Below are 25,158 nucleotides of genomic sequence, written 5' to 3'. Positions count from 1 at the left end.
ACAGGTAAATAGATAACAGGTAAGTAAAAGAGAAGAGGAATTCACTATGATCATGAAAAACAATCGTGCACGGCACCTGTTCAACATTGTGTGTGCCCTTATGCTTGCGGTACCGGTGTTGGCGATGGCCGCCGCAACACCCGGCGCCAAGGCTCCGGAATTTTCCGAAGTAGACGCCGCCGGAAAAACCCACAGCCTTGAGAATTACAAGGGCCGGTGGCTGGTGTTGGAGTGGTTCAACAAAGACTGCCCTTATGTGAAAAAACACTACGGCAGCGGCAACATGCAGGCGCTGCAGAAAAAGTACACCGGCCAGGATATCAATTGGCTGACGGTCATCTCGTCGGCCAAGGGCAAGCAGGGTTACCTGGAGCCGGCACAGGCAGCAGAAGTGGCCGCGAGTCACAACCTCAATGCCAGCGCGCCGTTCCTACTGGATGCCGATGGCAGCATGGGTCGCGCCTATGGCGCCAAGACAACACCGCATATGTTCATCATCAATCCGGAAGGGCTGGTGGTTTATGCGGGAGCAATCGACGATAACGACTCAGCCAATCCCGCGGTGATTCCCAGCTCTGCCAATTATGTGGCGGCTGCGCTGGATGCTTCATTGACGGGCGGCGCAGTAGAAGTGGCGTCGTCCCGCGCATACGGTTGCAGTATCAAATACTGAATATTCACTTAGTTGGCGGTACCAGGTACCGCCGAACTGCTCTGCCCGCGACATTTTCCTGGTTGCGGTGTTCACTACTTCTCCACGGTTCCCCCTTCTGGTGACCATCAAAATTCGATGGTCGCCCGGTTTACATTTGTGGTCAGGCCAAATATAGTGATTCGCCGACAAGAGAGCTGAATTGCCTGTCTTTGTTGTCAATTTGACAATAAGGTGTGTGCCGGCACCTTCCTTTTCACCTTGAGCAAACCAATCCCAAAAACAATAAGTTCACAGGCGCAGAAGTATGATCAGAAATGTAAACGTTTTCATTGTGGGTGTGATGATCGTGGCCGCAGCCCTGGTGGCGACGACGGCTGCCGCCGTCCCGCGCTCCGAGGATATGAGTTGGGCCGAGCGCATGGCCCTGTCCGATATGCAGCGCAATCCGCAGTCCTGGCAAATCGACTTCCGCGAAACGCCCAAATGGAACTACACCCACGGCCTGATGATGATCGCCTATCAGCGGTTATATGAAAAAACCGGGGATAAGCGTTACCTAGACTACATCCGCGACTACGCCGATACCCTGCTCGACAAAGAAGGCAATATCGCGACCTACTCACTCAAAAACTACAACATCGACCACCTGACGCCAGGCCGGATGCTGTTGTTTCTGGAGCAGCAGCACCCCAGCCCCCGTTACCGCAAGGCATTGCAAACGCTGAAAACGCAGCTCGAAGGCCAGCCCCGTACCAGTGAGGGCGGCTTTTGGCACAAGCAACGCTATCCCCATCAGATGTGGCTGGACGGCTTGTATATGGGGGCGCCGTTCTACGCCCAGTACCTGCAGGCAAGCAGCGCTGGATCTGCCGCCTTCGACGATGTTCAGCGTCAGTTCGATCTGGTGATGCGGCACCACATAGACCCTGAAACCGGCCTGCCGTACCACGCCTGGGACGAGCGCCGCGAGCAGAAATGGGCAAACCCGGACAGTGGCGTATCGCCCAACTTCTGGTCCCGCGCCATCGGTTGGTATGTGATGGCACTGGTGGATGCGATCGAGTATTTCCCGGAGCAACACGCGGGGCGGGAGGTCCTTTCCGGTTACCTGCAACAGGTGCTGGACGCCACCCTGAAGTTTCGCGATGACAAAACCAAGCTCTGGTACCAGGTGACGGATCAGGGCGACCGGGAGGGCAACTATCTGGAAGCCACTGGTAGCGTGATGTTTGTCTACGCCATGGCCAAGGGCGCAAATCGCGGTTATCTGCCGGCGCGCTACCGGGCCCTGGCCGAGGAGAGTTACCAGGGCATGCTGGACAACCTGATCCGCATTGACGCGGATGATAGCGAAGTGCACTTGATGCAGAACTGCGCTGTGGCGGGCCTCGGTGGTGACCCCTATCGCGACGGTTCTTTCGAGTATTACATCAGTGAGCCGGTACGGGATAACGACCCCAAAGGTGTGGGTCCGTTCATTCTCGCAAGCCTGGAGCTGGAAAAATAAAGAGCAATAAAAACTGGAGTGAGACAGATGATGAAACCCGTTAGAAACTCTCTCGGCCTTTTGGCCTGTGCAATGAGTGTATTCGTTACTGGCTGCGATAAACCGTCGCCGTCGGATGAGCGAGCTGAGACTCAGGTCTCGCGACCGGCCGCCGCCAATCGTCTGTGGCAGGCCGACCTCGGCAACGGCCACTATCAGAACCCGATTCTGTACGCAGATTATTCCGATCCGGATGTGGTAGCAGTGGGGGATGATTTCTATATGACGGCATCGAGCTTTAATGCCTCCCCCGGCTTGCCGATTCTGCACTCAACGGATCTGGTGAACTGGGAGCTGACGGGCTACGCGGTTGACAAGAACAGCCCAGCGGAACTGTTTGCGAAGCCCCAACACGGCAACGGCATCTGGGCGCCGAATATTCGTTACCACGATGACAAGCTCTGGATTTTTTTCCCAGACCCGGATCACGGTATCTACATGACCAACACTTCCGATCCCAAGCGCGGTTGGAGCGAACCGAAACTGATACTGCCGGGCAAGGGCATCATCGATCCCACACCTCTGTGGGATGATGACGGCCAGGCCTACCTGTTACACGGCTGGGCCAAGAGTCGTTCGGGTAAAAACAATATCCTGACTTTGCACAAAATGTCCGCCGATGGCACCGAGGTGGAAGTGGAGGGTGAAGTTGTCATCAATGGTCACGAGCTGGAAGGCTACCGTACCCTGGAGGGGCCAAAGTTCTACAAGCGCGGTGAGTACTACTATGTGTTCGCCCCCGCCGGTGGCGTACCTGTGGGTTGGCAGTCGGTTTTTCGCTCTAAAAATATCTACGGCCCCTATGAAGACCGCATCGTGATGGAGCAGGGCGACAGTATCACCAACGGCCCGCATCAGGGAGCCTGGGTGCACACGCCGGCGGGTGAAGACTGGTTCATCCACTTCCAGGCGCGCGGTCCCTACGGCCGCATTGTGCATCTGCAGCCGATGCAGTGGAAAGACGGCTGGCCGGTGATCGGTGTCGACGAAGACGGTGACGGCGTGGGCAACCCGGTCACCAGCTACCGCAAGCCTGAAGTGAGCAAACCGAGCCCGGTGAAAACTCTGCCGTTTGTGGACGAGTTTTCCGGTGATGAACTGGCGCTGCAGTGGCAGTGGAATGCCAACTACGACAAAAACTGGTACAGCCTGGAAGAGCGCAAAGGTTACCTGCGGTTGTTCGCGCAACAAAGTGTAGATCCGGAAGGTGACAACCTGTGGATGCAGCCTTCATTGCTATTGCAGAAACTGCCGGCTCCGGAGTTTATTGTGCAAACCACGTTCGATATTCCCGAGACGCTCGGTGAAGCGGATGGCGGCCTGTTGATGTTCGGCGAGGATTACGCCTGGATTGGCTTCCGCAATCTGCCGGGCACCGGTGAGGTGGAAATTGGGGAGGTGAGCTGCCGCGATGCGCGCAAAGATTGTACCGAACACTTTGAGCCGCATGCCCGGGTGAAAGCCGGCGAACTGACCCTGCGTATGACCGTCAGTCACGGCGGGCAGACGGTGTTCAGTTACCAGATGGAAAATGGTCGTTTCCGTGCGCTGGCGGAGCTGTTCCAGGCCCGCCGCGGGCGCTGGGTCGGCGCCAAGGTCGGGTTGTTTGTGCGCACCGACGACGCGGCGCAGGTGAACGCGGAAAACTATATTGATGTAAAAGACTTCCGCTTTATCCAGCCCGCAGGCTGACTGTCGAACAGTAACACAACTTTCCGTATGGACCACTAGTGCCGGCGCTGAGCGGCAAGAGCGCTGGCACTGTAGAGAAACGGTCGGAATCAAGCCAAATTGGGAGAGCGGGGTGCGTCGAGCACCATCAAAACATGCTGTACGCGTTGTTCGACATTACCCTGCAAAAGAGTGTAGGGAGTGCCTCGTGCCGCGAGCTGTTGCTGATACCAACGCTGCTGGGTGAGCCTGAACTCATTGTTGCGCCGTGTCCCATCCTGGACAAATTCAAAATCGGCGGCACATAGGAATACCTGTGCGTAGGGGCGTTCAGCGAGTTGAACCAGCTCCGGTTCGGCACGCTCAAACATGACGAGCGAGTAGAAATACGTGGTGAGTGGGCTGCTGTCGCAAACTAAGAAGCGCCTGGCAGATGCCGCTAGCGTTTCTTCACGGGCAATCTGCTTCTGCGCTATATGTAGCATATCGGAATATTGGAGGTGGCCATTTTGGGCCTCCCACAGCTCGCGACCGTATTCGGCCGCCCAGTGAGTATTAAGTACCTTTGCCAGTGCTGCAGCTAGCGTGGTTTTTCCTGTTGATTCACCCCCCAGAAGCACGATGCGCTCAACGAAGTCGGCATAGACTTCGGGTGCGAGAAACGCGCTCAGTGTATGAGGGTCCTGGCGAAGAGCTGTACCGGAAATGGGTACGATCTGGCGGGCTTTATCAACGCAGCGGTGCACAATTTTAGGGGTATCATTCTCCCGCTCGAGAAAATATCGTGTCAGTTCTTCAGCGAAGCCATCACCGTAATCTTCGCTGGTGAATATCACATCGGGACGATAGTGCAGGAGCTTTTCGCACACCCAGCCCACAAAGTGGCGTGATTCAGTGTCGGGTGCGTCGTTGTCAGGCAGTCGTGGTGCATTGATGCTGTGGTCTTGGGCAAGCTGCTGCAGTGCATGATCGTCCAATACCAATGCCGGCAAATGGGCAAAGCGTTTTTGCAGCCAGTTTCGGCGGCGATTGCTCTCGCAACCAGGAAGTTCAGGCTTGCTCCAGCTGAGTAGAACCAGCTCGTCACATTCTGCTTCCGCCTGGCTGATCAGGTGTTCATGGCCCAGGTGTAGGGGGCTGAATTTGCCAACAACCAGGCCGCGCTTGAATATCTTAGTGTCAGGTAGCATTGGCAACTGCAGACGTTATTTTTTCTGTTGAGGTGATTTGGTTTCGCCAGTAGTAGTAGGCAAGGATCGCGTTAATCCAATAGGCACTGTATAAGAATGCGGTGAGGTAGAGCTCGCGGCTGGCATACAGAGGTACGGCAATGGTGTTGACCAGTAGCCAGAATAGCCAACACTCCAGCTGTCGTTGCATTAGCAGACATTGGCCAATGACACTGAAAACCAGAATTCCGGAATCGAGAAAGGGCCCGTAGGCGTCAGTGAACGTGTGAAGCAGAATCCCATAGGCGGTGGCAACGACTACACCGGTGGGCGCCAATACCGCGACCCTCTTGAAACCTGCCCGACGTATTGATTTTTCCTGCCCTCCTTCACCATACAGCCATTGCCACCAGCCGAATATACTGGTGCCAATAAAAAACAGCTGCAAAACCACGTCGGCGTATAACTTGGCCTGATAAAACAGCATGCCAAATAATACGCAGCCGATGATTCCTGTCCACCAGGTGTGCACGCTGTTGCGCCCAGCGAGAAGAATGGAAATACTTGTTGTTACGCTTGCGGCGATTTCCAGCGTTGTCATTAGTCTGGGACACCTTTGAGGTCGGTTGTGTACTGTAATACTTTGTCTTCGCTATCAATGGCACTGATGGTAATGGCTACTGTACCTAACAATGCTTGTAATGCGCGACGCGCGGCTTCGGCAAAGATCATGGAAGCGGGTGCCAATCTCAGATGCAATGTTGCGTCGCTGTTCTGGTGCAAAGCGAATTGCGCTAAAGGTAATAACCGCAGCGCATGGGTGACATCAATGTTATTTAACCAACGGCCGTTGGTTGCGCGAAAGCTGACGGGTTTCCGGCCGGCCAGGTCGGCCAGTAATGGCCCTTCGGGGTGGTATCTCAATGTGGCGAAATCACCGGTGCGATAGCGTAATAGCGGAAGACAGAAATTGAAACCGCCGCTGAGTGTGATTTCGCCGCGCCCGCCCACGGCGACGGGCTGACCCTGTGGGTCGAGGATTTCCACGTAGAGATCCGGCTGTAACAGCAGGTGGCCATTGAGCGCTTCATCGTACACACCGATTGGGCCAGCCTCGTTCATGGAATAGATATCGAGCACTGGCGCGGAAAAATGATTCTCAAGCTTTTTTTTCATTCCTTCAGACAGCATCATGCCTACGGAAATGAGTGCGCGCGGCCGCGTCTTTAAAGGTAATTTCAATAGTTCCGCAAAGGACAGCGGGTCACCGGTGTAGACTTCGGGGTTCAGTGCGTCTAGATAGGCGGCACGATCTGCAGGGTCTCGCCAGTCGTTGGGGTGCAAATTGATCTTGGCGAGCCCGGATTCACCCAGCTGCGGGGTAACCGACACGTAGGTGAAGCACTGTTGCTGAAAACCGACCAGTACTACACCGACCCGTTGTGGCCCGGGTGTCAACTCGATACCAAAGCGGCGCAGTGCCCGCCGGTGAAAACTCAGATAGCTGGCGGCAACACGGGGGTGTGAGGCGAGCACCAGGGGGTTGCCGCTGGTACCGGTTGTTTGGAAGTTGATCATGTGTTCGGTAGGTACGCTGTCGGGTACGAAGGCTGCAATATCTCGGCTGAAGTCGGCGCGGCTGACGGGCGCAATATCAACAAAGTGTGGATTTCTCCCCTGTGCCCGATAGTAGGGCACTTCGCGCCAGACCCGCGCGACGAAGCCGTCCAACCATAGCGGGCGCTGTTGTGGAGTCCAATCCGGGCGGCGCGTCGACATCTCCTGTTCAAAGGCCTCGAGGGCAATCAAATCCTGGGGCAGCAGGCGATTGCCACTTTGATTGCGATAGTGGGGGGCCTGTGGGTGCTCGCGCAGAAATTTGAGCATTTGGGCACCGGCATCACTCAGAGTGGGATAACGCTCTGGGTCGGTATAGGTGGTCATTCTCGCGTCCACTTATCGGCAGATTCTGCGGCTGCTTTTCGGGCGAGGGCTTCGCGAATCTCGCGGGCGCGGCGTTCGGCCTCTTGGCTTTCTTTTAACAGACGCTGACGTTCGATACTAGACAGTGCACTTAAGCGGTCGCTGGCCTGGGATTCACTTTCGCCTTCCGGGCGAAAGCCCAGGCGCGCCAGTACATAACGGGAAAACTCTTCGCGCCGCTCGGCGTCATGCAGGCACTTGTCTACATGGCTGGATTGAGCGAACTCTGCCATGTCTTGCTGCAGTAAGTTCAGTAAACTAAATCCTTCAAGCTGGGCTTGGCGAAACCACTTGGCGTCGAGCAGCCATACGCACAGCGCTACAAATTGCAGGTGTTTTCGATCTGCGTTTTTGCACCTACTGCCGAAGCCTTTCAATTCCATGGCGCTGGCGCGATAGCCAGCGAGGCGCAAACAATCGCCAACCAGAGAGGCGACCTCGAGCCGCCCCTGGCTACCAATACGCGGTTCGTCGAGAAAATCTGCGGGGCATTCAGTGACTCGCTGCAGGATCGTTTGCAACGGCGGTCCGATCAGTTTCATGGACGGGCTCCATGTTTGGCGAAAGCCCGAGGGAATGGGCCATCGCGACTGGCATCAAGGCGCTCCTGCTTGCGGTCCCCGTAGTGGCGTCGGCTGAACTCACGTGCAAAGTCGAGCAGTTGTGGCAGGTCGTTGACCATGTGAATCTGCCAGCCTTGCTCGATCCGGGCCCGACGCAGATCCTGGCTGACTTTTGTATTGCTCGTCTGCCAGTCTTGCCAGAGGTTGAGTGCCATAGTACCTCCAGCCCGACCACGTTGGAGCGCCTGTGCAGCGACCTCCCAACCGCTGTTGCCGCGCTCGTCGTCGTCGAACATGGTGGTGATGCCGTCATCGGAAATATGCAGGATGTGGCAGTCGCGTTCGTGTTCGGCACGTGTGCTGAAGGTTTCGCGCAGTTTGTGAATCGGAAATGCTGTGGCACCGCCGAGGTGGCCTGTAAGAATACGCAGAATGGCTTCTTCGTCACGTACAAATCCCGGTGTACTGGTGAACTGATTTTTGCCACTCCACAGCGTCGCCTGCACGCGCGAGCCGCCGCGAAGGGCGGACAGGCAGATCACCGCACCGGCGAGTGCCATGTAAGATATGCGTTGCTGCGGGTTTGGCATTGAGCCGGAGCTGTCCACATAGATGTCGAGGTCTATAGGTTTGCTGGCTGGCTCGTTGCCAGGAGCCAATCCATAGTGCCGCTTCATTGTCGTGACACCTGGCACCGCGTGAGGCGAAAGGCTGAGGCTGGCGAGCCAGTCAATGTCATCCAGCGCATCGCCGAGCTCCCAGGCTTCTAGTCCCTCCATCTGCGCTTCCTGGCGCTGAGGTACCTTGGACTTTGGAAAAGGAATCAGGTACGGCAATGCCGCCTCGCGGTAATAGCGTACCGCCATATCAGCATCGCTGAGTTTGAGGCCGGCGGCGCGCAGTATTTCTCCGTATTCGAAGGGTTCACGGCGCTGGCCACGGCCGGGCGTGTTGGCATCGGTCGTTTGGGGAGTTGGGACCTCGGGACTTTTATCGAGGTTGTCGTTGATCAAAGGGTCTTCCACCGGGTGAATCGGGTCTTGCAATTCGCCATCACCATAGTCAACCAAGCCGCAGGGTTCGCAATCGAGGCCGGCTTCCCGGGTGTCGTGCAGACGCTCCAGAGCCGCGGCCTCTTCTTCTGCCGCTTCGTGGAGATAGGGCAGTAGCAAGGCTGCGAAGCGGGCGCCGCCGGTGAGCCAGTCATTGGCGTAAACCCGTACCAGGCGCGCGCCGAGCCAGGAGTGGGATTCAAACAGCGGATCGTCTACCGCGACACCGAGGCTGCCGGATTCTAGTGTCCACAAGCGCTCGTAAATCCGCATATACAGGGCCCAAACGCCCGCTTTGGTCATAGCTGGCTGGCCGGCGAGGAGCTTCTGGTAAATCGTGTGCATCTGCAGGCGGCCCTGGCGTTGCAATCGGTCGTTGATCAGGAGATCTGTATAAAGGTTGGCGACCATCGCCGCATGTTTTTCCAGGGTTGGCAGGCCTTTGCGAATAGTGGCGAGCAGTCGGAAATGATCGCTTGCGTTCGCTGGGGCTAACACATGGTGACCAACTTCATGTGCCAATATTTCCATTGCATAGTCGTCGAGGCCGAGCTTTTGTACTGCTTCGAGATCGATCACCACGCTCTGGTCTGCGAGGCGGATCATGGCAAACGACGTGGTCAAACCTTCCTCGGCTGCCGCCACAGTAGATGCGCATAGCCGCGGATCGGACAAGCGCGTGAACTGGCTCCATACCGCCAGTGCCCGGGGCCAGGCTTCTTGCCATCGAGTCAGCAATTGTTCTGAAACGTCGGGCTTCATCGCCAGGGCACCACATAAATTGAAAAACTGTAGGGTGAATACAGTGCGGCACTATGCTCGTTCCAGGCCAGTTGCAAGTCGTCCCGGCAGAAGCTGTGCTCGACCCGTCCGCGCAGGGTGTGCAGGCCGCCGTCAATCAGGCCTGGGGCAGGTGATGCCGGTGCCTGATAGTCCGTTGCGGCAAGGTATTCGTTCGCACTGGCGGGCAGCAGTAGCGCCCCGAAACTGTCGGCAAGCAACAGGAAATAGCGGTCTTCACTTTTCACCATAAATCCCGCAGCACAAGCGCGCACGCTCGGGGGGGTGGGAAAATGACCGCCATAGCCTGTGAATCTACCCACCTCATGTCCTAAGACATTGGCGTTGCCCGGATTGAGAAGCCATGGGTCGCGTTCCAGCAGGGGCAACTGTTTGGTCAGCTCCCCCTGTTCCGGCAGTCCGAGAATCGCGCTTGCTGCTTGCGGGTGCGCACTGGCCAGGCGCAATGCAGCGAAGCGAAACTGCACGGCTCCGGCGCGCCATGCCGCCAAAACACCGATGTCGGGTAATACATCTCCTCTGATTTGGGGAGCCTGCTCCAGCAACAGCTGCAGCCATTGCTCGGCGCGGGCGCCCTGTGCGTGCAGATTCAACAGTGCATTGCAGAGAGCGCACAGCATCGGAGCCGGTTGAGCGGGCAATATTCCGACCAGCGCAGGCAGCACTTCCTGCCACAATCGGTCCAGCAACCGGCCCCGTGTGTGGCCACCGGCAAGCTCACGCCCCACGAGCTCGAGTGCTACATCGTAAGCGGCACTGGCGACAATACCGCGGCACTCGGGCGCGGCAGCTGCTACAAATGGATCGACGCTGTGCGTCAGAAACTGGCCCAAAAGCTCGCTGTTGAAGGATGGATAGCGGTGACGGGCTTCCGCAGCCCGGGCATTGAAGTCGGGCCGGCCAGCGCGCAGGACCTCTTGAAACTCGGAGCTGATGGTCATTTCTGTGATCGAAGCCAGTGCAGATAATTTGTATAACGCTGATGCAGGTATTTGAGCTTGAGCAGATCGTCGTAGAGGTGGCCATAGAGTTTGCGCCCTTTGCACCACTCGGCAACCAGACGCTCGATTCTGTTGATTCGGGTGCGCGTTTCGCTTTCGCTGACGGACTCCAGGCCGAGGCTGAATTCCTGTTCAAGTTGTGTGATCGGATCTTCCTGGTCAAGCCCCAGCCTTTCGTATTCTGCGTTCGAAAGGTCAAAGAGATGGCGCAACCAGCTGATACTGTCGCAACGGTAAGCGGCATTCTGTGGCAGTGAAAAGAAGGGCGCATCCAGATCGGCGCGGAGTTTGTCGTTGAGGACGAAGGGTAGAATCTGGCGCAGGTCTTCCAGTTCCACTGAATTGTTACCACGGAAATAGGCCAGCGCCTTGGCGTAGACGAGCAGCGTCATAAGGTTGCGCACGGATAGGCCATTCAGGGTCTGACAGCCCAGATCCTTAAGACGGTCGCGCCCGTTGTCGGCAGCGACCAGCTGTGCCCAGTCGACCGCCGACAAACGCGCGGTGTCCTTGGTCATGTATTCAAACTGGGCACCAGCGGTCTCGGAAAGTTCGAACTGGCTGGTAAAAAATTCGAGACGCCGGCGCAGGGGGGCAGGCAGCTCCACCTGCAGTATTTCGCCGTGCATCTGATCGATTTCTGCTTCGCTGAACACGATCTCCTTGGGTACCACTTCCTCCGGGCGGATACCTTCCTCAATACGCACCAGCAGGTCGCTCAGAAAACGTGGATTGAATGCCAGAGCCTGCACGATAACGTCGATGCGATCGCGTAGTGCTTCAATCACCTGATACGTGCCTCCGCCCTGATCGTCATTGGCAGTCAGGTACCAGGCCGATTCGGGGCATTCATAAATGTGGTTCAGTACCTCGGCGTAGTTGTCCCCCATAACCGTCAATAGCGCGCTTTGCGTGCGGGTTGGAATGCGGTTGTACTCGTCGATGATTTTGACCCGCATACCGAGCCAGTTCCGCCATGCGATGCGGATGTCTTCCATACGCTGGGCACCCACCAGATCGGCGGGCAAGGGGTTGCCGAGCAGGTCGGCAATGGTCATCTGTGGATGGCCGTGCTGCATGGCCCGGCGCACTTCCTTAACCGGGTAGCCCGCCAGCACGCCCATGAGAATGGCGCTGGCGGTTTTGCCGCGCCCTGGGCCGCCCACAAAAAGGCATTTTCGCCGGGTTGCGAAGGTCAGCAGTGGCAAAAGTACATAGCTGGAGTAGCTCTGGGCGGAGGGCAGCGTCAGGCGGCGTTTGCTATCGCCCACCACAAAACTTTGCGGTGGGGTGTCGTTGTATTCGATGTCGTAGTGGGGACTGATAATGGCACTGTTGACGACCCAGAAGTAGGCCTGACGAAGCTTTTCATCGAGTGCAACCGCCGTATCAGTGGTATCAAATTCGCTTTGTAGCGGCCCCTGATAGAGGTCGGCAACATCAAAGGTCCGCGAGCGCGGTGTGTCTTTGGGGTTGGTGGGCGCCCGTGAAACGCGCTTGAATATATCGAACGGCATTGACTCTCCCTGTTAGTCATTACTGCATTTCCTGAATATGATTGCGCGAACATTTTTACGTGCTCAAGTTCAAGCCCAGGCCCGCAGGCATCCGATAATAACAACACTGGCTTCCTACCACATCAATTTATGGCGCATTTTGGGGGGGGAGGTATCCGGGTGAATAAAAGGTGTTCGGAGTGGTGTTGGCGCTGTTGACTCTTGGGGGCGAGCCTTCCATAGCCACGTTCCCCCGGAAAGTAGAAAGCTAGTTCAAAAATATCAGGAAAGAACGCGGATATTTTTCAACATGGGCTTTCCCTGCAGAGTCATTTAGAAATAGTTTTTCTGACTTATCTTGAGGTGTGGATGTCCGGCCAAGGATAAGTCTGAACGTCACTGCCAATATAAAAACTCGGATGTGGTGGTTGATTGTAGCCGGTGTTCTGCCAGGCGATGGCAGCGCGGTATTGCGGGTTGTGCATCAGGGTAGGGATACGTAGATCCGTTACATGGGGTGTGGCGTAGATGCGCAGGGCGGAGCTGTCGCTCGTGGCCCAGATCACTTCCTCCCGCCAGTCGCCGAACAGGTCCGCGGACAGCGATGGTGTGGCCTTGGTGCCGTTGTTGGAGACCACGTTGGAACCGGTCAGCAGACGTGCGGATGGATCGTAATTGTCGATATGGGTTCCGTCCAACAGCTCCCGTTCACCGTCTCCATCCCACCAGATCAGAAAATTGGTGGAGCCGGGTTTGGAGGCGACGCTGTTGCCATTGGCGTCCAGCAGGCCACTCACCCGCGACGACCAGAACTCACCACCGGGATTACCCGCCCACACATTGCCGGCTACGGCGCGGCCGTTGTCGCCGCCGGCGGCGGTCTGAAAGATCACCGAGCCGTTGCTGCCGTCGATCAACCGTGAAGAGGGCTGGTCGCTGTGTTCACCTGGCATGAACACTTCCTGGCCGGGGCGGTTGGGCACAAAGTCGCTCACATGCAGCGCGTCGCCGTGATACAGACGGGTATTCCACAGAGGTTGTCCGTTGGCGCCGATGGCCATGGCACCGAACACGATGTCTTGGCGACCATCGCCGTTCAGATCCGCGATAGACAGGCTGTGGGCGCCCTGGCCCTCATACTGGCTGCCGGCTTGATTCGAATCGAAAATCCAACGAGTGGCGAGGTTCTGTCCGTCGAAGTCCACTGCCCAGATTACCGTGCGGGTGTAGTAGCCGCGGGAGAAAATCAGGCTTGGTGTTTCGCCGTCCAGCCAGGCGGTGCCGGCGAGGAAGCGGTCGACACGGTTGCCATAGCTGTCGCCCCAGCTGCTCACACTGCCGCGTGCAGGTTGGTAGTTGACCGTGTCGATGGCGGCCCCGGTCGCGCCGTTGAAAATGGTGAGGAATTCCGGGCCGGAGAGAATATAGCCGGAGGAATTGCGGTAGTCCGCAGCGGCATTGCCGATCACATTCCCGGTCCCATCCACGGTGCCATCGGCCGTTTTCATGGCCACTTCCGCGCGCCCGTCGCCGTCGTAGTCGAAGGCTTGGAACTGGGTGTAGTGAGCGCCGGCCCGGATGTTGCGACCGAGGTCGATACGCCACAGACGTTCGCCATTCAGCCGGTAGGCATCAACGTAAACGTTACCGGTGACGCCGCTTTGGGAATTGTCGCGGGAGTTGCTTGGGTCCCATTTCACGATCAGCTCATACTGTCCGTCACCGGTGAGATCCGCGGCACTGGCGTCGTTGGCGGAATAGGTGTAACCGGAACCACCCGGCGGGCGTTGTAACGGTACATCGAAATAGCCACTGCTATTAAATACCAGCTCTGCGGGGGCGGGCGCGCCCTCGCTGCCATTGGTGATCGCACGCACGGAATACTGTGCACCGGGCGAGGCACCGTTATCAAGAAAGTTGCTCGCGCCGCTAATGGCTGCGCTGTTGACCTTCTGGCCATCGCGGTAGAGATTGAAGGCCACCCCGGGATCATCGGTGCCGAGAATGCGCCAGCTCACCAAATTACCGCCACCGGTGGGCACCACCGTAACGCCGCGGGTCAGGCGTTCCATTCGGTAATTGCCGGCGCCGCTGGAGATACATGCACCCGCTGCGGGGCTGTCGCCGGTAATCGTAAGCGAGTCGATATTGGCGAGCCCGTCGCTACCGTCGGCCACCAGTTCCACACTATTTTCCCCCACCTCAAGCGAAACGACCGCACTCGCCTGGCTCCAACTGGTCCAGCCACCGGTCGTAGGAAAATCCACGTACGCGAGGTTCGTACCGTTGATCCGCACGCTGGCGGGGCGCGCAATACCACCATTGGCGAAGCGCCAGTCCAGAAGGTAATCGCTAGCGGAGGTCGCGTTCACACTCCAGCGAATACGCGTGCCGATCAGGTTTTCCGTATTGGCAAAACCGCTGCCGGTAAAGCCGGCGTTGTTGCTGTCGATTGTGCCGTCCACCCCGCAGAAGCCAGCGGCGTTTTCCTGCAGGGTAACTGCGGAGGCGCCGCTCGAAGAACTGCTGCCTGACGAGGAACTTGAGGAAGAACTGGATGCGCTGCCGCCGGAGGAGCTGCTGGATGAGCTCCCTGTATCGCCGCCGTTACACGGTGTGCCGTTTAGCGTAAATGCACCCGGCACCTGCGCCGGTGGTGTTGTGTCGGTTACCTGGATACCGAAGCGTTGGGTGGCGCCGGGAGCGATGGTGCCGTTCCAGTGGCTTGCGGTATTGGACGCGGTGATATGGGTGCCACTTTGCACAATGCTGGCGTTCCAACCGCCGCTGTGATTTTCGCCTGTGCCGATCTCCCATTCCAGGGTCCAGCCGGCAATGGGCGCGCTGCCGGTATTGGTGATGCCGACATCTACCTGGTAGGCGCCGTTCCAGTCGCTGATGGGGTACTCCACGTCGCAGGAGACGGCCTGCTGCGATAGCGCTGGTATTGGCAGCAGCAGGCCACCGGTGGTAACCACCGCCCATAAACAGGGATGGAAGCCGGCGCGGAAAAAATTGGGTATCCGGTTCATCGTTTATTTCTCTTGTTATTTTTGTTTCCGCTTTTTTTCTTTTATTTCTGCCGAGTTGGAACCACTGTGAACCTCATTTGATGTTCACAGTGGTTCCGAGTGCGAGTTCTACTCAGTGAAATATTCAGTCGCCACTGCACGCCGGCAGGCTGAAGTTCCCATTGTGGCCACCCTGGAACCCGACGGTTGTGGAACCACCTGGCGCCAAACCGCCGTTCCATGGGGCATTGGAAATGGTCACCACGCGGCCGTCGGGAGAGAGGCTGAACTCACCGCTCCAGCCGTTCACCAGAGTGATCGGCTCGGCAAAGGTAAGCTGGATTTCCCATCCCTGGATCGCTTCGCTGCCATCGTTGGTGACAGTGACATTGTTCAGCACGAATCCGTTGTTCCAGGTGTCCGCGCTGACCGCTTCGCAGCTGACACCGTCGCCGCCGCCGGTGGATTCCTCTTCCACGGTGATAGTGACGCTGTCACTGACCGCGAGCTCTTCCGCGTCCTCAACCGCGCGCACTTCAATCTGATGGTCGCCCAGGCTCGGCGCGGGGATCACCAGGTCGACAGCTCCGTTTGCACTGGATGTCAGTACACCGTCGACATACAGATTTACCCCGTCCGCATACTGCAGGGTGTATTGCACGGTAATGTCTTCACCTTCCTCGAATGTACTGCCACTGGCGGGAGAGGTGATGCTGACCGCGGGCACCGGAGGGGACTCCACGTCGATGGTAACCGTGGCCGCCGGCGATACAGCGCCCCCGTTGTCGGTGACGGTATAGGTGAATGAGTCCTCGCCGAAGAAGCCGGCATCCGGGGTGTAGAGCAATTCCGCCCCACTGCCGCTCAGGCTGCCGTTGGCCGGTCCTGTTTCCACGGTGTAGGCGGTAATGCTGCCGTCGCTGTCCGCGCCCGAGAGGCTAACCATCACCTGGGATTCAAAACCGGTTTGCACGCTCACATCCTGCGCAGTCGGCGCGCAGTTAACTCCGGAATCACCGCCGCAACCTTCACCAGGTTCCTGGCCCCAGACCAGTTCGCCGTTATCGTACAGTGCGATCAGCGGTGCAGGTGTGCGCTCGCTGTTGTAGTTGTCCCAGGACGGGTCGTTGCTCGGATCCCAGGGCAGGCCCTCACCGACGGCGATACGGAACTGCGTTTCCTTCTTGGTTTGTGACTGACCACCGGGATAGATATCCACGCCTGCGAAGGAAACTTCCACATAGTAGATGTTGTCTGCCGGGTCGCCCCAGGGGTGCGGGCCGCTGAAACCGCTGGCCTGGCTGTAAGCGCTGGAGAGTTGCAGATCGCTGGCGGAGTAACCCGCGTTTACCAATTCGGAAATATCTATCCAGTAACGCATGCTGAGGTTGTCAGTCAGGCGTGCCGGCCAGGCACTGCGGTTGTGTGGCCGCGCGCTGATCTCCGTGTGACGGGGGCCGCTGGAATTCAGTTTTGCGTCCACAAAAAACTCAGTATCGCGGTTTTCCGGTGCCGGAAAACTGCCTTCCGCAATCGGGTTGCCGCCGAAATCCAGCCACAGTCGCGCCAGTGCACCGGTAAAGCCGGCGTTATAATCCGTGGCTACTTCGTTCAACACGTAATCGCCGCGATCGTTCTCGAAGTTGTCAGACGTATCCGGGCCACCGACCAGAGCACCGACTAAAGTGTGCCGGTTGTCTATCGGGTCGGCCAGGCTGTCATTCCAGGAGCCGTGGGCGGTGCGATGGTGTGGGGAGGTGGGATACACAGAGCCATACCCGATCTGGTAGCTCATGTTCATCGGGTTATCGCCGAGCAGGTACTCCATCTGCCCCGCGGCGAAATCGTAGTAGGTCTGTGCCCTGGGATTGCCAGGATCCACTTCGTTCAGATAGTCCGCATAAACGAGCGCGATAAACGAGGTGTTGGAGGTATAGCGCGCCGCGCCCCACTGATCCAGATGCGCCAGGCCACCGGGCGTGTAGGTGACGCGGCTGCCGTTGTAACCGGTGGTCCAGTAATCCAGCCAGCGCTCCGCATCGGCGCGGTACTGTGGATTGTCAGTGAGTTGCGACATGAGCACGTAACTGCCGTAGCTCTTGTCGTCCCAGGCGTGGGTCCATTTGTAAGATTTGATGGTGGACTGTGGCTCGGTGGAAAGGTTGGCGTAGTAGCTGTTGGCCTTATCCAGATAAGACTGCTCTCCAGTAGCGCGATACAGCCACGCCGCGCCCCATACCAACTCGTCGTTGTATCCGCTCCAGGAATTGTAATAACTGCCGGCGTCGGTGATGCAATCACTGTACTTGCCACGGTAGTTGTCGGCGAAGCTGTACAGCTGCTCCGCGTGCTGCAACAGGTTTGCCGCATAACTGGCATCAGTGGACTCGAACACCATGGAAATCGCCGCTAGCGCCGCCGCGGTCTCCCCCGCCAGGTCCGAGCCGGGGCAGCTGGCATCCACTTTGTAGGAAGGCCGCGCCATTTGCATCACTTCGGCGGAGCCCCACCAGGCGTGGTCGGTACCGCCATTGCCCACCTGGCCCCAGAGTTCGTTGGGTGCGGTGTGCGCTTTGAGGAAGTAATCCGCGACAAAGCGCAGGTTATTCAGCATATGCGGCAGTTGCCCCGTTTGGGCGTAGGCCTCGCGATTTTCCACCACGCCCCAGGCCAGCATGGTGGCACTCGCCGCCATCGGGAAACCGAACTTTACGTGGTCACCGGCATCGTACCAGCCACCGGTCAGATCCACATTCTGGTCCGCGCCGTCCTGCAACGCGGAATCACCGCGCCACTCGTTGCGGTTCCAGCTGGGGATAGGGCCGGACTGCTGGGCCTCATAGAAATAGATGGACTTCTGCAGGGCTTCGCCGTAGTTGGCGGCATAGGCACCGGAAGAAACAAGTGCGGAACCGGCCAGCGTCGCTGCAATGGCGGCGCTGAGCGGCTTGGTGGCTCTGATCAATCGCATTGTGAGGATTCCTTCTTGTAAATTATTTTTTCGGGCAGGCAGGCTGCCCGGCGAGGCTTTGGCTCGCACAAGAAGGACGTATTTCGACTTACAACGGGAAAGGTTTCCCCGCCAGCTTTTACATTTTGTGATGCATTACAGCTATCAAATTACGCCCAGCGCTTCGTTCATTGCCTTTGTCAGATCAGCCAGGTCTGAAGAGTTGATGATGTATGGAGGCATGGTGTACACCAGTTTGCCGAATGGCCGCAGCCACACCCCCCGCTCAATGAGGCTTTCCTGCAGGGTTCTGTTGTTCACTGGCTGTTTCATTTCCACCACGCCGATGGCGCCGAGCACGCGCACATCGGCCACGCCTTCGGTATTTTTCAATGGTGCCAGTTCCTGCCTCAGCTGCTGCTCTATGTCGCTCACCTGCTGTTGCCAGTCACGTTGCAACAATAAATCAATGCTGGCGTTGGCCACGGCGCAGGCCATTGGGTTTCCCATAAATGTCGGGCCGTGCATGAATACGCCGGCTTCGCCATTGCAGATGCCCTGTGCTACTTCGTCGGTACATAGTGTTGCGGCAAGTGTCATGGTGCCGCCAGTTAGTGCCTTGCCCAGAGTGAGGATATCGGGTGAGATCCCCGCGTGTTCGCAGGCAAACAGTTTGCCACTGCGACCAAAACCGGTGGCGATTTCATCGGCGATCAGCAGCAGGTTGTATGTGTCGCAGAGTTCGCGCACGCGTTTGAGATATTCCGGGGAATAGAATCGCATGCCGCCGGCGCCCTGCACGATGGGTTCGAGGATCACGGCAGCCAGTTGCTGATGGTTCCGTTCGACCAGTTGTTGCAGTTCAGCAATATCTTCTTCCGTACAGGATTCGTCGAACTTTGGTGCCGGTGCCGGGGCAAATATATGCTGGGTGAGCTGGCTGGCGAACAGATGGTGCATACCGTTGACGGGGTCGCAGGTGGCCATGGCGCCGAAGGTGTCGCCATGGTAACCATTGCGGAGTGCGAGTAAGCGGTTTTTTTCCGGTCTGCCCTGGGATTGCCAATACTGCAGAGCCATTTTGATAGCGACTTCGACGGAGACGGAGCCGGAGTCGGCGAGGAAGACCTTCTGCAGTGGCTCGGGGGTGAGTGCGACGAGTTTTTTGCACAGTTCGATGGCGGGCTCGTGGGTGAGGCCACCGAACATGACGTGACTCATTTTTTCCATCTGCGCCTGCATGGCGGCATTCAGCTCGGGGACGTTGTAGCCGTGCAGGGTGCTCCACCAGGAACTCATGCCGTCGATCAATCCGCGGCCGTCTTCCAGATAAATCCTTACGCCTTCTGCTCTGGTGATTGGGTAGACGGGGGGCGGGTTGATCAGGGAGGAGTAGGGGTGCCAGATATGTTTTTTGTCGAATTCCAGATCGATCATTTGTAATTGGTACTTTGGTCTTGTTTGGTGGCGGCAAGGCACCGGGGATGGGGTTTCAGGACCGGGCTAGGCGCCCCCTTCAACCCATCCATGGGCGCTGCGGTGCAAACATCCTGTTTGCGACGCTCCTGAAACCCCATCCCCGGCACCTTGCCTTCGCGTTGTAGAGTTGTGCTTCGTAAAAAGGCCTTTAATTCGCTCTGCCGTCATTCCGGCGAAGGCCGGAATCCAGCGTTGCGAAGTGGTATCAGGCCAGTTCCCGCAGGACTTTCAAGGGTGGTTGGCTTACAGCGCTTCTACACGCCAACGTGCCCGCAGTCCCTACCAGCAGTGCACCAACAAGCGGCCCTAGCAGCCAAAGTCCCGGGTGGAAGTGGAACGGCATATCAAACACCCGCTGCGTAAGCACAGCCAGTGTCGCTTCTGTTCCAAAGGCCGCAAGCAATCCCGCGGCAATCCCGAGCAACCCGAATTCAATCATCAGGCTGCGAACCAGCAATTGCCGGCGGCCGCCCAGCGTACGGATGACGGCGGCTTCCTGCAAACGTTCGGCGATGCTGGCGCGCACACCGGCGATGAGGACCAGTACACCGGCGACGAGCATGAGGGCGAGTACGGATTCCACTGCGATGGCGACCTGGCCGATGGTATCGCGGATGTTCTCGAGGATTTTATCCAGTTCGATGATGCTGACACTGGGGAATTCTCTTACCAGTTCGTTGACGAACAGCTTGTCTGCCGGCGGCAGGTAGAAGCTCTGAATGTAGGTGGCCGGGAAGCTGTCGAGGCTGCCGGGGGCAAACAGCATGAAGAAGTTGGGGCGCATGCTGTTCCAGTCGAGGGTGCGCAAGCTGGTGACGGTGGCTTCGGTTTCGAGGCCGCCGATGGAGAAGCGCAATACATCGCCGAGGCTGAGGCCGAGGCGCGCGGCCACTTCGACTTCCACGGATACGCCTTCTTTCAGGTTTTCGTTCCACCAATCGCCGGCGACGATTTTGTTGTCGGCGGGGAGGGTGTCGGTCCAACTGAGGTTAAGTTCGCGGCGGATGGCGCCGTCTTTCTCGTCCCGCTCGGTGACCGGGGTACCGTTTACGGCAATTAGGCGTCCGCGCACCATGGGGTAGAACTCGGTGCCTTCGAGGTTTTTGCCGGCAATTTTTTGTTTGACGCCGTCCAGTTCATAGGGGGCGATGTTGACCAGAAAGTGGTTGGGCGCATTTTCTGGCAACTGCATTTTCCACTCGTCGATCAACGCCGTGCGGGCGTAGAACATGGCGAGCATGGCCAGCAGGCCGGTGCCAAAGGCGGCAATCAGCAGAGTGTTGAAGCCGGCGCGGCGCTGCAGGCTGCCGAGGGCAATGCGCCAGCTGCCGCCAAGTGCGGCGAGCCGCCCGCGCACCAGCAGACGGTTGATGGCGGCAGCACCGGCCACCAGCAGGCCGAGGCCCGTAAGCAGGGCGAGGGTGATAGCCATGCTGCCGGAGAGCCACCAGATCAGCAGTAGCATGGAGAGTGGGCCGGGGATCAGGCCGAACCACTCGCGTTTGTCCGGGTTGCTCCAGTCCTGGCGCAGGGTCTGCATGGGGTCGGTCTGGGCCAGACGGAACAGGGGCGGCAGGGCGAAACCGATAACGCAGGCGAGGCCGGTCGCGAGCCCCACCAGTAATGGCCGTAACCCGCTGGGCGGTGGTGTGACCGGGAAAAAACCGGCCAGCAGATTGACCGCCTGGGCCTGGATCAGTGAGCCGATAGCGAGACCGACGACGGTGGCGATGAAGGCAAGCGCGGTCATCTGGCCGATGTAGATGCCGAGTATCTTGTTCTTGCCGGCGCCGAGACTTTTCATGACTGCCACATAGTTGGCGTGGCGCAGGCCGTAGCGACGGGCCGCAAGGCCGACGGCGACACTGGCGAGCAGCACCGCGAGACTGGCGGCGAGGAACAGGAAGCTCTCGGCGCGATCCAGGGTGCGCGCCACCCGCGGCTGTCCCTCTTCCAGGTCGGTGATGTGTTCGTGCAGGGTGAGCTGCGGGCGCAGCCATTTGACGTAGTTTTCCAGTGCTTTGTCATCGCCGGCGAACAGGTAGCGGTAGTCGACGCGGCTGCCGGGTTGCAGAATGTTGGTTGCGGCGAGATCGTCGCTGTGCATCATCAGCCGCGCGCCCATGGAGAAGAGATTGGCGCCGCGATCCGGTTCGTGGTCGATGATGCCGCTGACGGTAAAGCTGCGGTCACCCAGCTGCAGTTGGTCACCAATATCGAGCTGCATCAGCGGCAGCAGGCGCGCTTCCAGCCATACCTGGCCGGGCTGAGGGCCCTGCTGCACGACGCGCGATTCGCCATCGACGGTTTGCCGCATTTCGAGGTGGCCCACCAGGGGATAGCCGTCGCTCACGGCCTTGACCGAGGCAAACTGAAATTCATCCCCCGCGGCGAGCATGGAGGCAAAGGTGACCGTGCGGGCCTGCCGCAGGCCCAGTTCGTCGGCCTTGTGCAGCCATTCTGCGCGCACCTCCCGGCTGCTTTTCAGTACCCGCTCGGCGGCCAGAAAGCTCTGGGACTGAATATGCATGGCGCGGGTGAGCCGATCAGAGAAGTGGGCGATGGCGGTGACGCTGCTCACCGCCAGTATCAGGGCGGTGGCGATCAGGGCCAGCTCGCCGCCGCGCCAATCGCGGCTCAGCAGTTTCAGCGGTAGCATCAGGCAGACACCTCTGCCAGTGAACCGGGCTGGTCGCCGGCGGTGATTTCCCCCGCGGCCATGCGCAGGTGCGCACCGCAGCGCGCGGCGAGACGCTGCTCGTGAGTCACCAGCACCAGGGTAGTGCCGGTCTCGGCATTGAGATTGAACAGCAGGTCGATGACCTTCTCGCCATTGTGAGCATCGAGACTGCCGGTGGGTTCGTCGGCGAACAAAATGCCGTTGCTTGAGGACACATCGTTGTCTGCGATACTGCAAAACGCCCGCGCGATTGCTACGCGCTGCTGCTCGCCGCCGGAAAGCTGGCGAGGGTAGTGGTGCAGCCGGTGGCCGAGGCCGACCCGTTCCAGGAACTCCTGCGCACGCCTGCCGGCATTGCGCTCACCGCGCAGCTCACTGGGCAGCATGACGTTTTCCCGGGCGGTGAGGCCGGGTAGCAGTTGAAAGGTCTGAAAGACAAAGCCGACGCAGCGGGCGCGGAGGGCTGCACGCTGCTCTTCGTCCATCGCGGTTATTTCCTCGCCGGCGAGCCAGATGCGGCCCTCGGAGGGGCGGTCGAGGCCGGCGAGGAGGCCGAGCAGGGTGGACTTGCCGGAGCCCGATGCGCCGGTAATGGCGAGGCTTTGGCCGGCCTGGAGCTGCAGGGAGATGTCGTTCAACAGAGTGAGCTGGCCTTCACTGGTGGTAACCCGATGGTGGAGGTTTTCGGCTTGGAGCATCACTGACATGGCAAGTCCCTGTAAATTCTGCAAAATGTGCGTATTCAGAAGTGGAGAGTATGACATGGCGGCAGTTTTTTTCCGGCACCTGACCACCGGTTTTATCTCGCGCAGTCTGCTGTTGATCGTTTTGTTGTACGCATCGGCAGCCAGTGCGGATGAACAGGGCGAGGTTCGGGATGCCGTCCGAGGGACTTTACTGGTACTGGGGGACAGTATCAGTGCGGCCTACGGGATCGATGAGCGGGAGGGCTGGGTGCAGTTGTTGCGCAACCGGTTGGCGGAGCGGGAGCTGGCGGTGAAGGTGGTGAACGCGAGTGTAAGTGGGGAGACGTCCGCCGGCGGGCTGGCGCGCTTGCCGCGCTTATTGAGCGAGCACAGGCCTGACTGGCTGGTGGTGGAGCTTGGCGGCAATGATGGCCTGCGGGGCTATCCGCCGCGGGCGTTGCAGCAGAATCTGGCGCGAATGGTGCAGCTGGCACGGGAGCAGGGGGCGGATGTGTTGCTGCTGGGCATGCAGATGCCGCCGAACTATGGCAAGGCGTATACCCAGGCGTTTGCGGCCGTGTATCCAAAGGTGGCGGCGTCTGAGCAGGTGCCGCTGGTACCCTTTTTCCTGGAGACGGTGGCACTGGAGGACGGGGCGATGCAGACGGATGGTATTCACCCCACCGCCAAGGCCCAGCCGGCGTTGCTGGACCATGTGTGGCCCTGCCTGGAAACCATATTGAAAGGCAATGGGAATACACAGTCCGATAGCCTGTGCACTTCCTGATCGGAAAGCGTACAATCGCGCCCTATTTGTCCGGGTCCCATCTGGTGGTGGGGCTCCGTAGATGGTTCCGGGGCGGCACTGCCACCGGGTAAGCCATTGCGGGACACGCTACGAGTTCATCCCTGAACGCTCGGCTGTGGCCATCCATGGCCACAGACGGTCCCGCAATGGCTTACCCGGTGTCAGCGCCTTCGCATGGTAGTGGTTGCCGCTACCTGACCCGTGCGTAATACCTCATGCTTTTTTCGAGATTTACCCATGTCTGATCTGGAAAACCGCCGCGAGCGGCTGGAATTCAACAAGCTGCAGAAGCGCCTGCGCCGCAATGTGGGCAAGGCGATCGCCGACTTCAACATGATTGAAGAGGGCGACAAGGTGATGGTGTGCCTGTCCGGCGGCAAGGATTCCTACGCGATGCTGGATATCCTGATGAACCTGCAGAAGACCGCACCGGTGCACTTTGAACTGGTGGCGGTGAATATGGACCAGAAGCAACCGGGTTTCCCGGAGCATATTCTGCCGGAATATCTGCAGTCCATCGGCGTGCCCTACCACATCGTGAATAAGGATACCTACAGTGTGGTGAAGGAGGTGGTGCCGGAGGGAAGGACAACCTGTGGGCTTTGCTCCCGCCTTCGCCGCGGAACTCTGTACGGTTTTGCCGAGGAGATTGGGGCGACCAAGGTGGCGCTTGGGCACCACAAGGACGATATCGTCGAGACGCTGTTTCTCAACATGTTTTACGGCGGCCGCCTGAAGGCGATGCCTCCGAAGTTGCGTGCGGACGACGGGCGCAATATTGTTATTCGCCCGCTGGCATACTGTCGCGAGTCGGATCTGATCGCGTTTGCGGAGCACAAGCAGTTCCCCATAATTCCCTGCAACCTGTGCGGCAGTCAGGAAAACTTACAGCGGCAGGCGATCAAAGGGATGCTGAATGACTGGGACAAGAAGTTTCCCGGCCGCAGTGACAACATTTTTGCTGCGCTTACGCGCGTGTCGCCTTCGCAGCTGGCAGACCGGGATCTTTACGATTTCGAGAGCCTGGAGCTGGACCGCTCTAAACCCGCGCCGATGGTGGACGCGCGTTCGATTGAGCAGTATGTGGATTCCTGGATTCCGGAAGATGCTCGCGAAGAGGATCTGGAGACGGAGCGTGGAGAGAGGCCGGCTGAGGCTTCCCAGCCGTTGTACATTGAGGCGCGCAATCTGTAGTGTCGTCTTCGGTCAACAGCGTGTCGGTTTTATTGGCAGCCGCGGTATCTACCGCGGCTGCTTCGTTTTGCAGCGTGGGATTTTCCATGGCGTTAATCAGCTTGCGGTAACTGTCGACAAAATCTCGCAGGCTGGCGCTGGGGCCGTGATGGAAGTGTTTCTTCCACAGTTTTGCCATCCGCGGAAGGTCACTGTACTCCACGCTTTCCACCCCCGCAGAGCGATACACGAGCCAGGCGATAGCCGTGGCATAGCGGAGATTAGTGGCGAGCTCGGCGTGGGGGTGCTGCAGGAAGTCCCGTTGGCTGGCCAGTCCGCGGACTTTGGACGCGAGCGCGGGAAAGTTGATCAGGTATTTGTCCCATATCTGACGGTGTGTGCTGGGCGAAATCTGAAAGATACCCATGCCGTGG

The 25,158-nt window shown here is 58.6% G+C and carries 17 protein-coding genes; 5 read left to right on the top strand and 12 right to left on the bottom strand.

Features of this window, described 5'->3' with window-relative positions:
* Positions 1-52: 52 nt before the first annotated feature.
* The 3 genes from GNX18_RS07090 (at position 53) to GNX18_RS07080 (ending at position 3,893) form a co-directional block, all read left to right on the top strand.
* A complete protein-coding gene (locus GNX18_RS07090; protein ID WP_138234891.1) occupies positions 53-673 on the top strand; it encodes a thioredoxin family protein in 621 nt (206 codons plus the stop codon).
* Positions 674-959: 286 nt separating this feature from the next.
* The gene (locus GNX18_RS07085; protein ID WP_138234890.1) at positions 960-2,162 is read left to right on the top strand and encodes a glycoside hydrolase family 105 protein; all 1,203 of its coding nucleotides are present in this window, start codon (positions 960-962) and stop codon (positions 2,160-2,162) included.
* Positions 2,163-2,189: 27 nt separating this feature from the next.
* Positions 2,190-3,893, top strand: coding sequence for a glycoside hydrolase 43 family protein (locus GNX18_RS07080; protein ID WP_205828085.1), 1,704 nt, complete (start codon positions 2,190-2,192; stop codon positions 3,891-3,893).
* 89 nt (positions 3,894-3,982) lie between these two features.
* Here the strand turns inward: GNX18_RS07080 and GNX18_RS07075 are convergent, their stop codons facing one another.
* The 12 genes from GNX18_RS07075 to GNX18_RS07020 all read right to left on the bottom strand — a co-directional run bounded on the left by GNX18_RS07075 (position 3,983) and on the right by GNX18_RS07020 (position 22,764).
* Entirely contained in the window at positions 3,983-5,062 is a 1,080-nt protein-coding gene (locus tag GNX18_RS07075) for an AAA family ATPase (protein WP_138234889.1), read from the bottom strand.
* Positions 5,052-5,642, bottom strand: coding sequence for a nicotinamide riboside transporter PnuC (pnuC, locus tag GNX18_RS07070; RefSeq protein ID WP_138234888.1), 591 nt, complete (start codon positions 5,640-5,642; stop codon positions 5,052-5,054). The genes GNX18_RS07075 and pnuC overlap by 11 nt, the downstream gene beginning before the upstream one ends.
* Entirely contained in the window at positions 5,642-6,985 is a 1,344-nt protein-coding gene (locus GNX18_RS07065) for an AMP-binding protein (protein ID WP_166216513.1), read from the bottom strand. The genes pnuC and GNX18_RS07065 overlap by 1 nt, the downstream gene beginning before the upstream one ends.
* Positions 6,982-7,566: a hypothetical protein gene (locus GNX18_RS07060; RefSeq protein WP_138234886.1), complete on the bottom strand. Its 585-nt coding sequence runs from the start codon at positions 7,564-7,566 to the stop codon at positions 6,982-6,984. Before GNX18_RS07060 ends, GNX18_RS07065 begins: the two co-directional genes overlap by 4 nt.
* A complete protein-coding gene (locus GNX18_RS07055) occupies positions 7,563-9,401 on the bottom strand; it encodes a VWA domain-containing protein (protein ID WP_205828084.1) in 1,839 nt (612 codons plus the stop codon). Before GNX18_RS07055 ends, GNX18_RS07060 begins: the two co-directional genes overlap by 4 nt.
* The gene (locus tag GNX18_RS07050) at positions 9,398-10,381 is read right to left on the bottom strand and encodes a hypothetical protein (RefSeq protein ID WP_138234885.1); all 984 of its coding nucleotides are present in this window, start codon (positions 10,379-10,381) and stop codon (positions 9,398-9,400) included. Before GNX18_RS07050 ends, GNX18_RS07055 begins: the two co-directional genes overlap by 4 nt.
* A complete protein-coding gene (locus GNX18_RS07045; RefSeq protein WP_138234884.1) occupies positions 10,378-11,958 on the bottom strand; it encodes an AAA family ATPase in 1,581 nt (526 codons plus the stop codon). Before GNX18_RS07045 ends, GNX18_RS07050 begins: the two co-directional genes overlap by 4 nt.
* Before the next feature lie 332 nt (positions 11,959-12,290).
* The gene (locus GNX18_RS07040; RefSeq protein ID WP_166216510.1) at positions 12,291-14,969 is read right to left on the bottom strand and encodes a cellulose binding domain-containing protein; all 2,679 of its coding nucleotides are present in this window, start codon (positions 14,967-14,969) and stop codon (positions 12,291-12,293) included.
* Between the two features lie 124 nt (positions 14,970-15,093).
* Complete coding sequence (locus tag GNX18_RS07035) at positions 15,094-17,919, bottom strand: glycoside hydrolase family 9 protein (RefSeq protein ID WP_166216508.1); 2,826 nt, start codon at positions 17,917-17,919, stop codon at positions 15,094-15,096.
* A gap of 144 nt (positions 17,920-18,063) precedes the next feature.
* The gene (gene bioA, locus GNX18_RS07030) at positions 18,064-19,335 is read right to left on the bottom strand and encodes an adenosylmethionine--8-amino-7-oxononanoate transaminase (protein WP_166216505.1); all 1,272 of its coding nucleotides are present in this window, start codon (positions 19,333-19,335) and stop codon (positions 18,064-18,066) included.
* Between the two features lie 247 nt (positions 19,336-19,582).
* On the bottom strand, positions 19,583-22,036 hold the full coding sequence (locus GNX18_RS07025) for an ABC transporter permease (protein ID WP_166216502.1): 2,454 nt from the start codon (positions 22,034-22,036) through the stop codon (positions 19,583-19,585).
* Positions 22,036-22,764 carry an ABC transporter ATP-binding protein gene (locus GNX18_RS07020; protein WP_166216499.1) on the bottom strand — a complete coding sequence of 243 codons (729 nt, stop codon included), beginning with the start codon at positions 22,762-22,764 and terminating at the stop codon, positions 22,036-22,038. The genes GNX18_RS07025 and GNX18_RS07020 overlap by 1 nt, the downstream gene beginning before the upstream one ends.
* 55 nt (positions 22,765-22,819) lie before the next feature.
* Between GNX18_RS07020 and GNX18_RS07015 the strand changes: the two genes are divergently transcribed.
* Both GNX18_RS07015 and ttcA read left to right on the top strand, forming a co-directional pair.
* Positions 22,820-23,530: an arylesterase gene (locus GNX18_RS07015; RefSeq protein ID WP_166216497.1), complete on the top strand. Its 711-nt coding sequence runs from the start codon at positions 22,820-22,822 to the stop codon at positions 23,528-23,530.
* A 258-nt stretch (positions 23,531-23,788) separates the two neighbouring features.
* A complete protein-coding gene (gene ttcA / locus GNX18_RS07010; RefSeq protein WP_138234877.1) occupies positions 23,789-24,745 on the top strand; it encodes a tRNA 2-thiocytidine(32) synthetase TtcA in 957 nt (318 codons plus the stop codon).
* Positions 24,746-25,158: the final 413 nt, after the last annotated feature.

The sequence above is a fragment of the Microbulbifer sp. SH-1 genome (genome assembly GCF_011326135.1).
In the GTDB taxonomy this organism is placed as follows: Bacteria; Pseudomonadota; Gammaproteobacteria; order Pseudomonadales; family Cellvibrionaceae; genus Microbulbifer; species Microbulbifer harenosus.
This window is presented reverse-complemented; position numbering and strand designations above follow the sequence as displayed.

Coding starts and splice junctions, on each gene's coding strand:
- GNX18_RS07090 (WP_138234891.1), top strand. CDS start 53: ATGAAAAACAATCGTGCACGGCACCTGTTCAACATTGTGTGTGCCCTT.
- GNX18_RS07085 (WP_138234890.1), top strand. CDS start 960: ATGATCAGAAATGTAAACGTTTTCATTGTGGGTGTGATGATCGTGGCC.
- GNX18_RS07080 (WP_205828085.1), top strand. CDS start 2,190: ATGATGAAACCCGTTAGAAACTCTCTCGGCCTTTTGGCCTGTGCAATG.
- GNX18_RS07075 (WP_138234889.1), bottom strand. CDS start 5,062: ATGCTACCTGACACTAAGATATTCAAGCGCGGCCTGGTTGTTGGCAAA.
- pnuC (WP_138234888.1), bottom strand. CDS start 5,642: ATGACAACGCTGGAAATCGCCGCAAGCGTAACAACAAGTATTTCCATT.
- GNX18_RS07065 (WP_166216513.1), bottom strand. CDS start 6,985: ATGACCACCTATACCGACCCAGAGCGTTATCCCACTCTGAGTGATGCC.
- GNX18_RS07060 (WP_138234886.1), bottom strand. CDS start 7,566: ATGAAACTGATCGGACCGCCGTTGCAAACGATCCTGCAGCGAGTCACT.
- GNX18_RS07055 (WP_205828084.1), bottom strand. CDS start 9,401: ATGAAGCCCGACGTTTCAGAACAATTGCTGACTCGATGGCAAGAAGCC.
- GNX18_RS07050 (WP_138234885.1), bottom strand. CDS start 10,381: ATGACCATCAGCTCCGAGTTTCAAGAGGTCCTGCGCGCTGGCCGGCCC.
- GNX18_RS07045 (WP_138234884.1), bottom strand. CDS start 11,958: ATGCCGTTCGATATATTCAAGCGCGTTTCACGGGCGCCCACCAACCCC.
- GNX18_RS07040 (WP_166216510.1), bottom strand. CDS start 14,969: ATGAACCGGATACCCAATTTTTTCCGCGCCGGCTTCCATCCCTGTTTA.
- GNX18_RS07035 (WP_166216508.1), bottom strand. CDS start 17,919: ATGCGATTGATCAGAGCCACCAAGCCGCTCAGCGCCGCCATTGCAGCG.
- bioA (WP_166216505.1), bottom strand. CDS start 19,335: ATGATCGATCTGGAATTCGACAAAAAACATATCTGGCACCCCTACTCC.
- GNX18_RS07025 (WP_166216502.1), bottom strand. CDS start 22,036: ATGCTACCGCTGAAACTGCTGAGCCGCGATTGGCGCGGCGGCGAGCTG.
- GNX18_RS07020 (WP_166216499.1), bottom strand. CDS start 22,764: ATGTCAGTGATGCTCCAAGCCGAAAACCTCCACCATCGGGTTACCACC.
- GNX18_RS07015 (WP_166216497.1), top strand. CDS start 22,820: ATGGCGGCAGTTTTTTTCCGGCACCTGACCACCGGTTTTATCTCGCGC.
- ttcA (WP_138234877.1), top strand. CDS start 23,789: ATGTCTGATCTGGAAAACCGCCGCGAGCGGCTGGAATTCAACAAGCTG.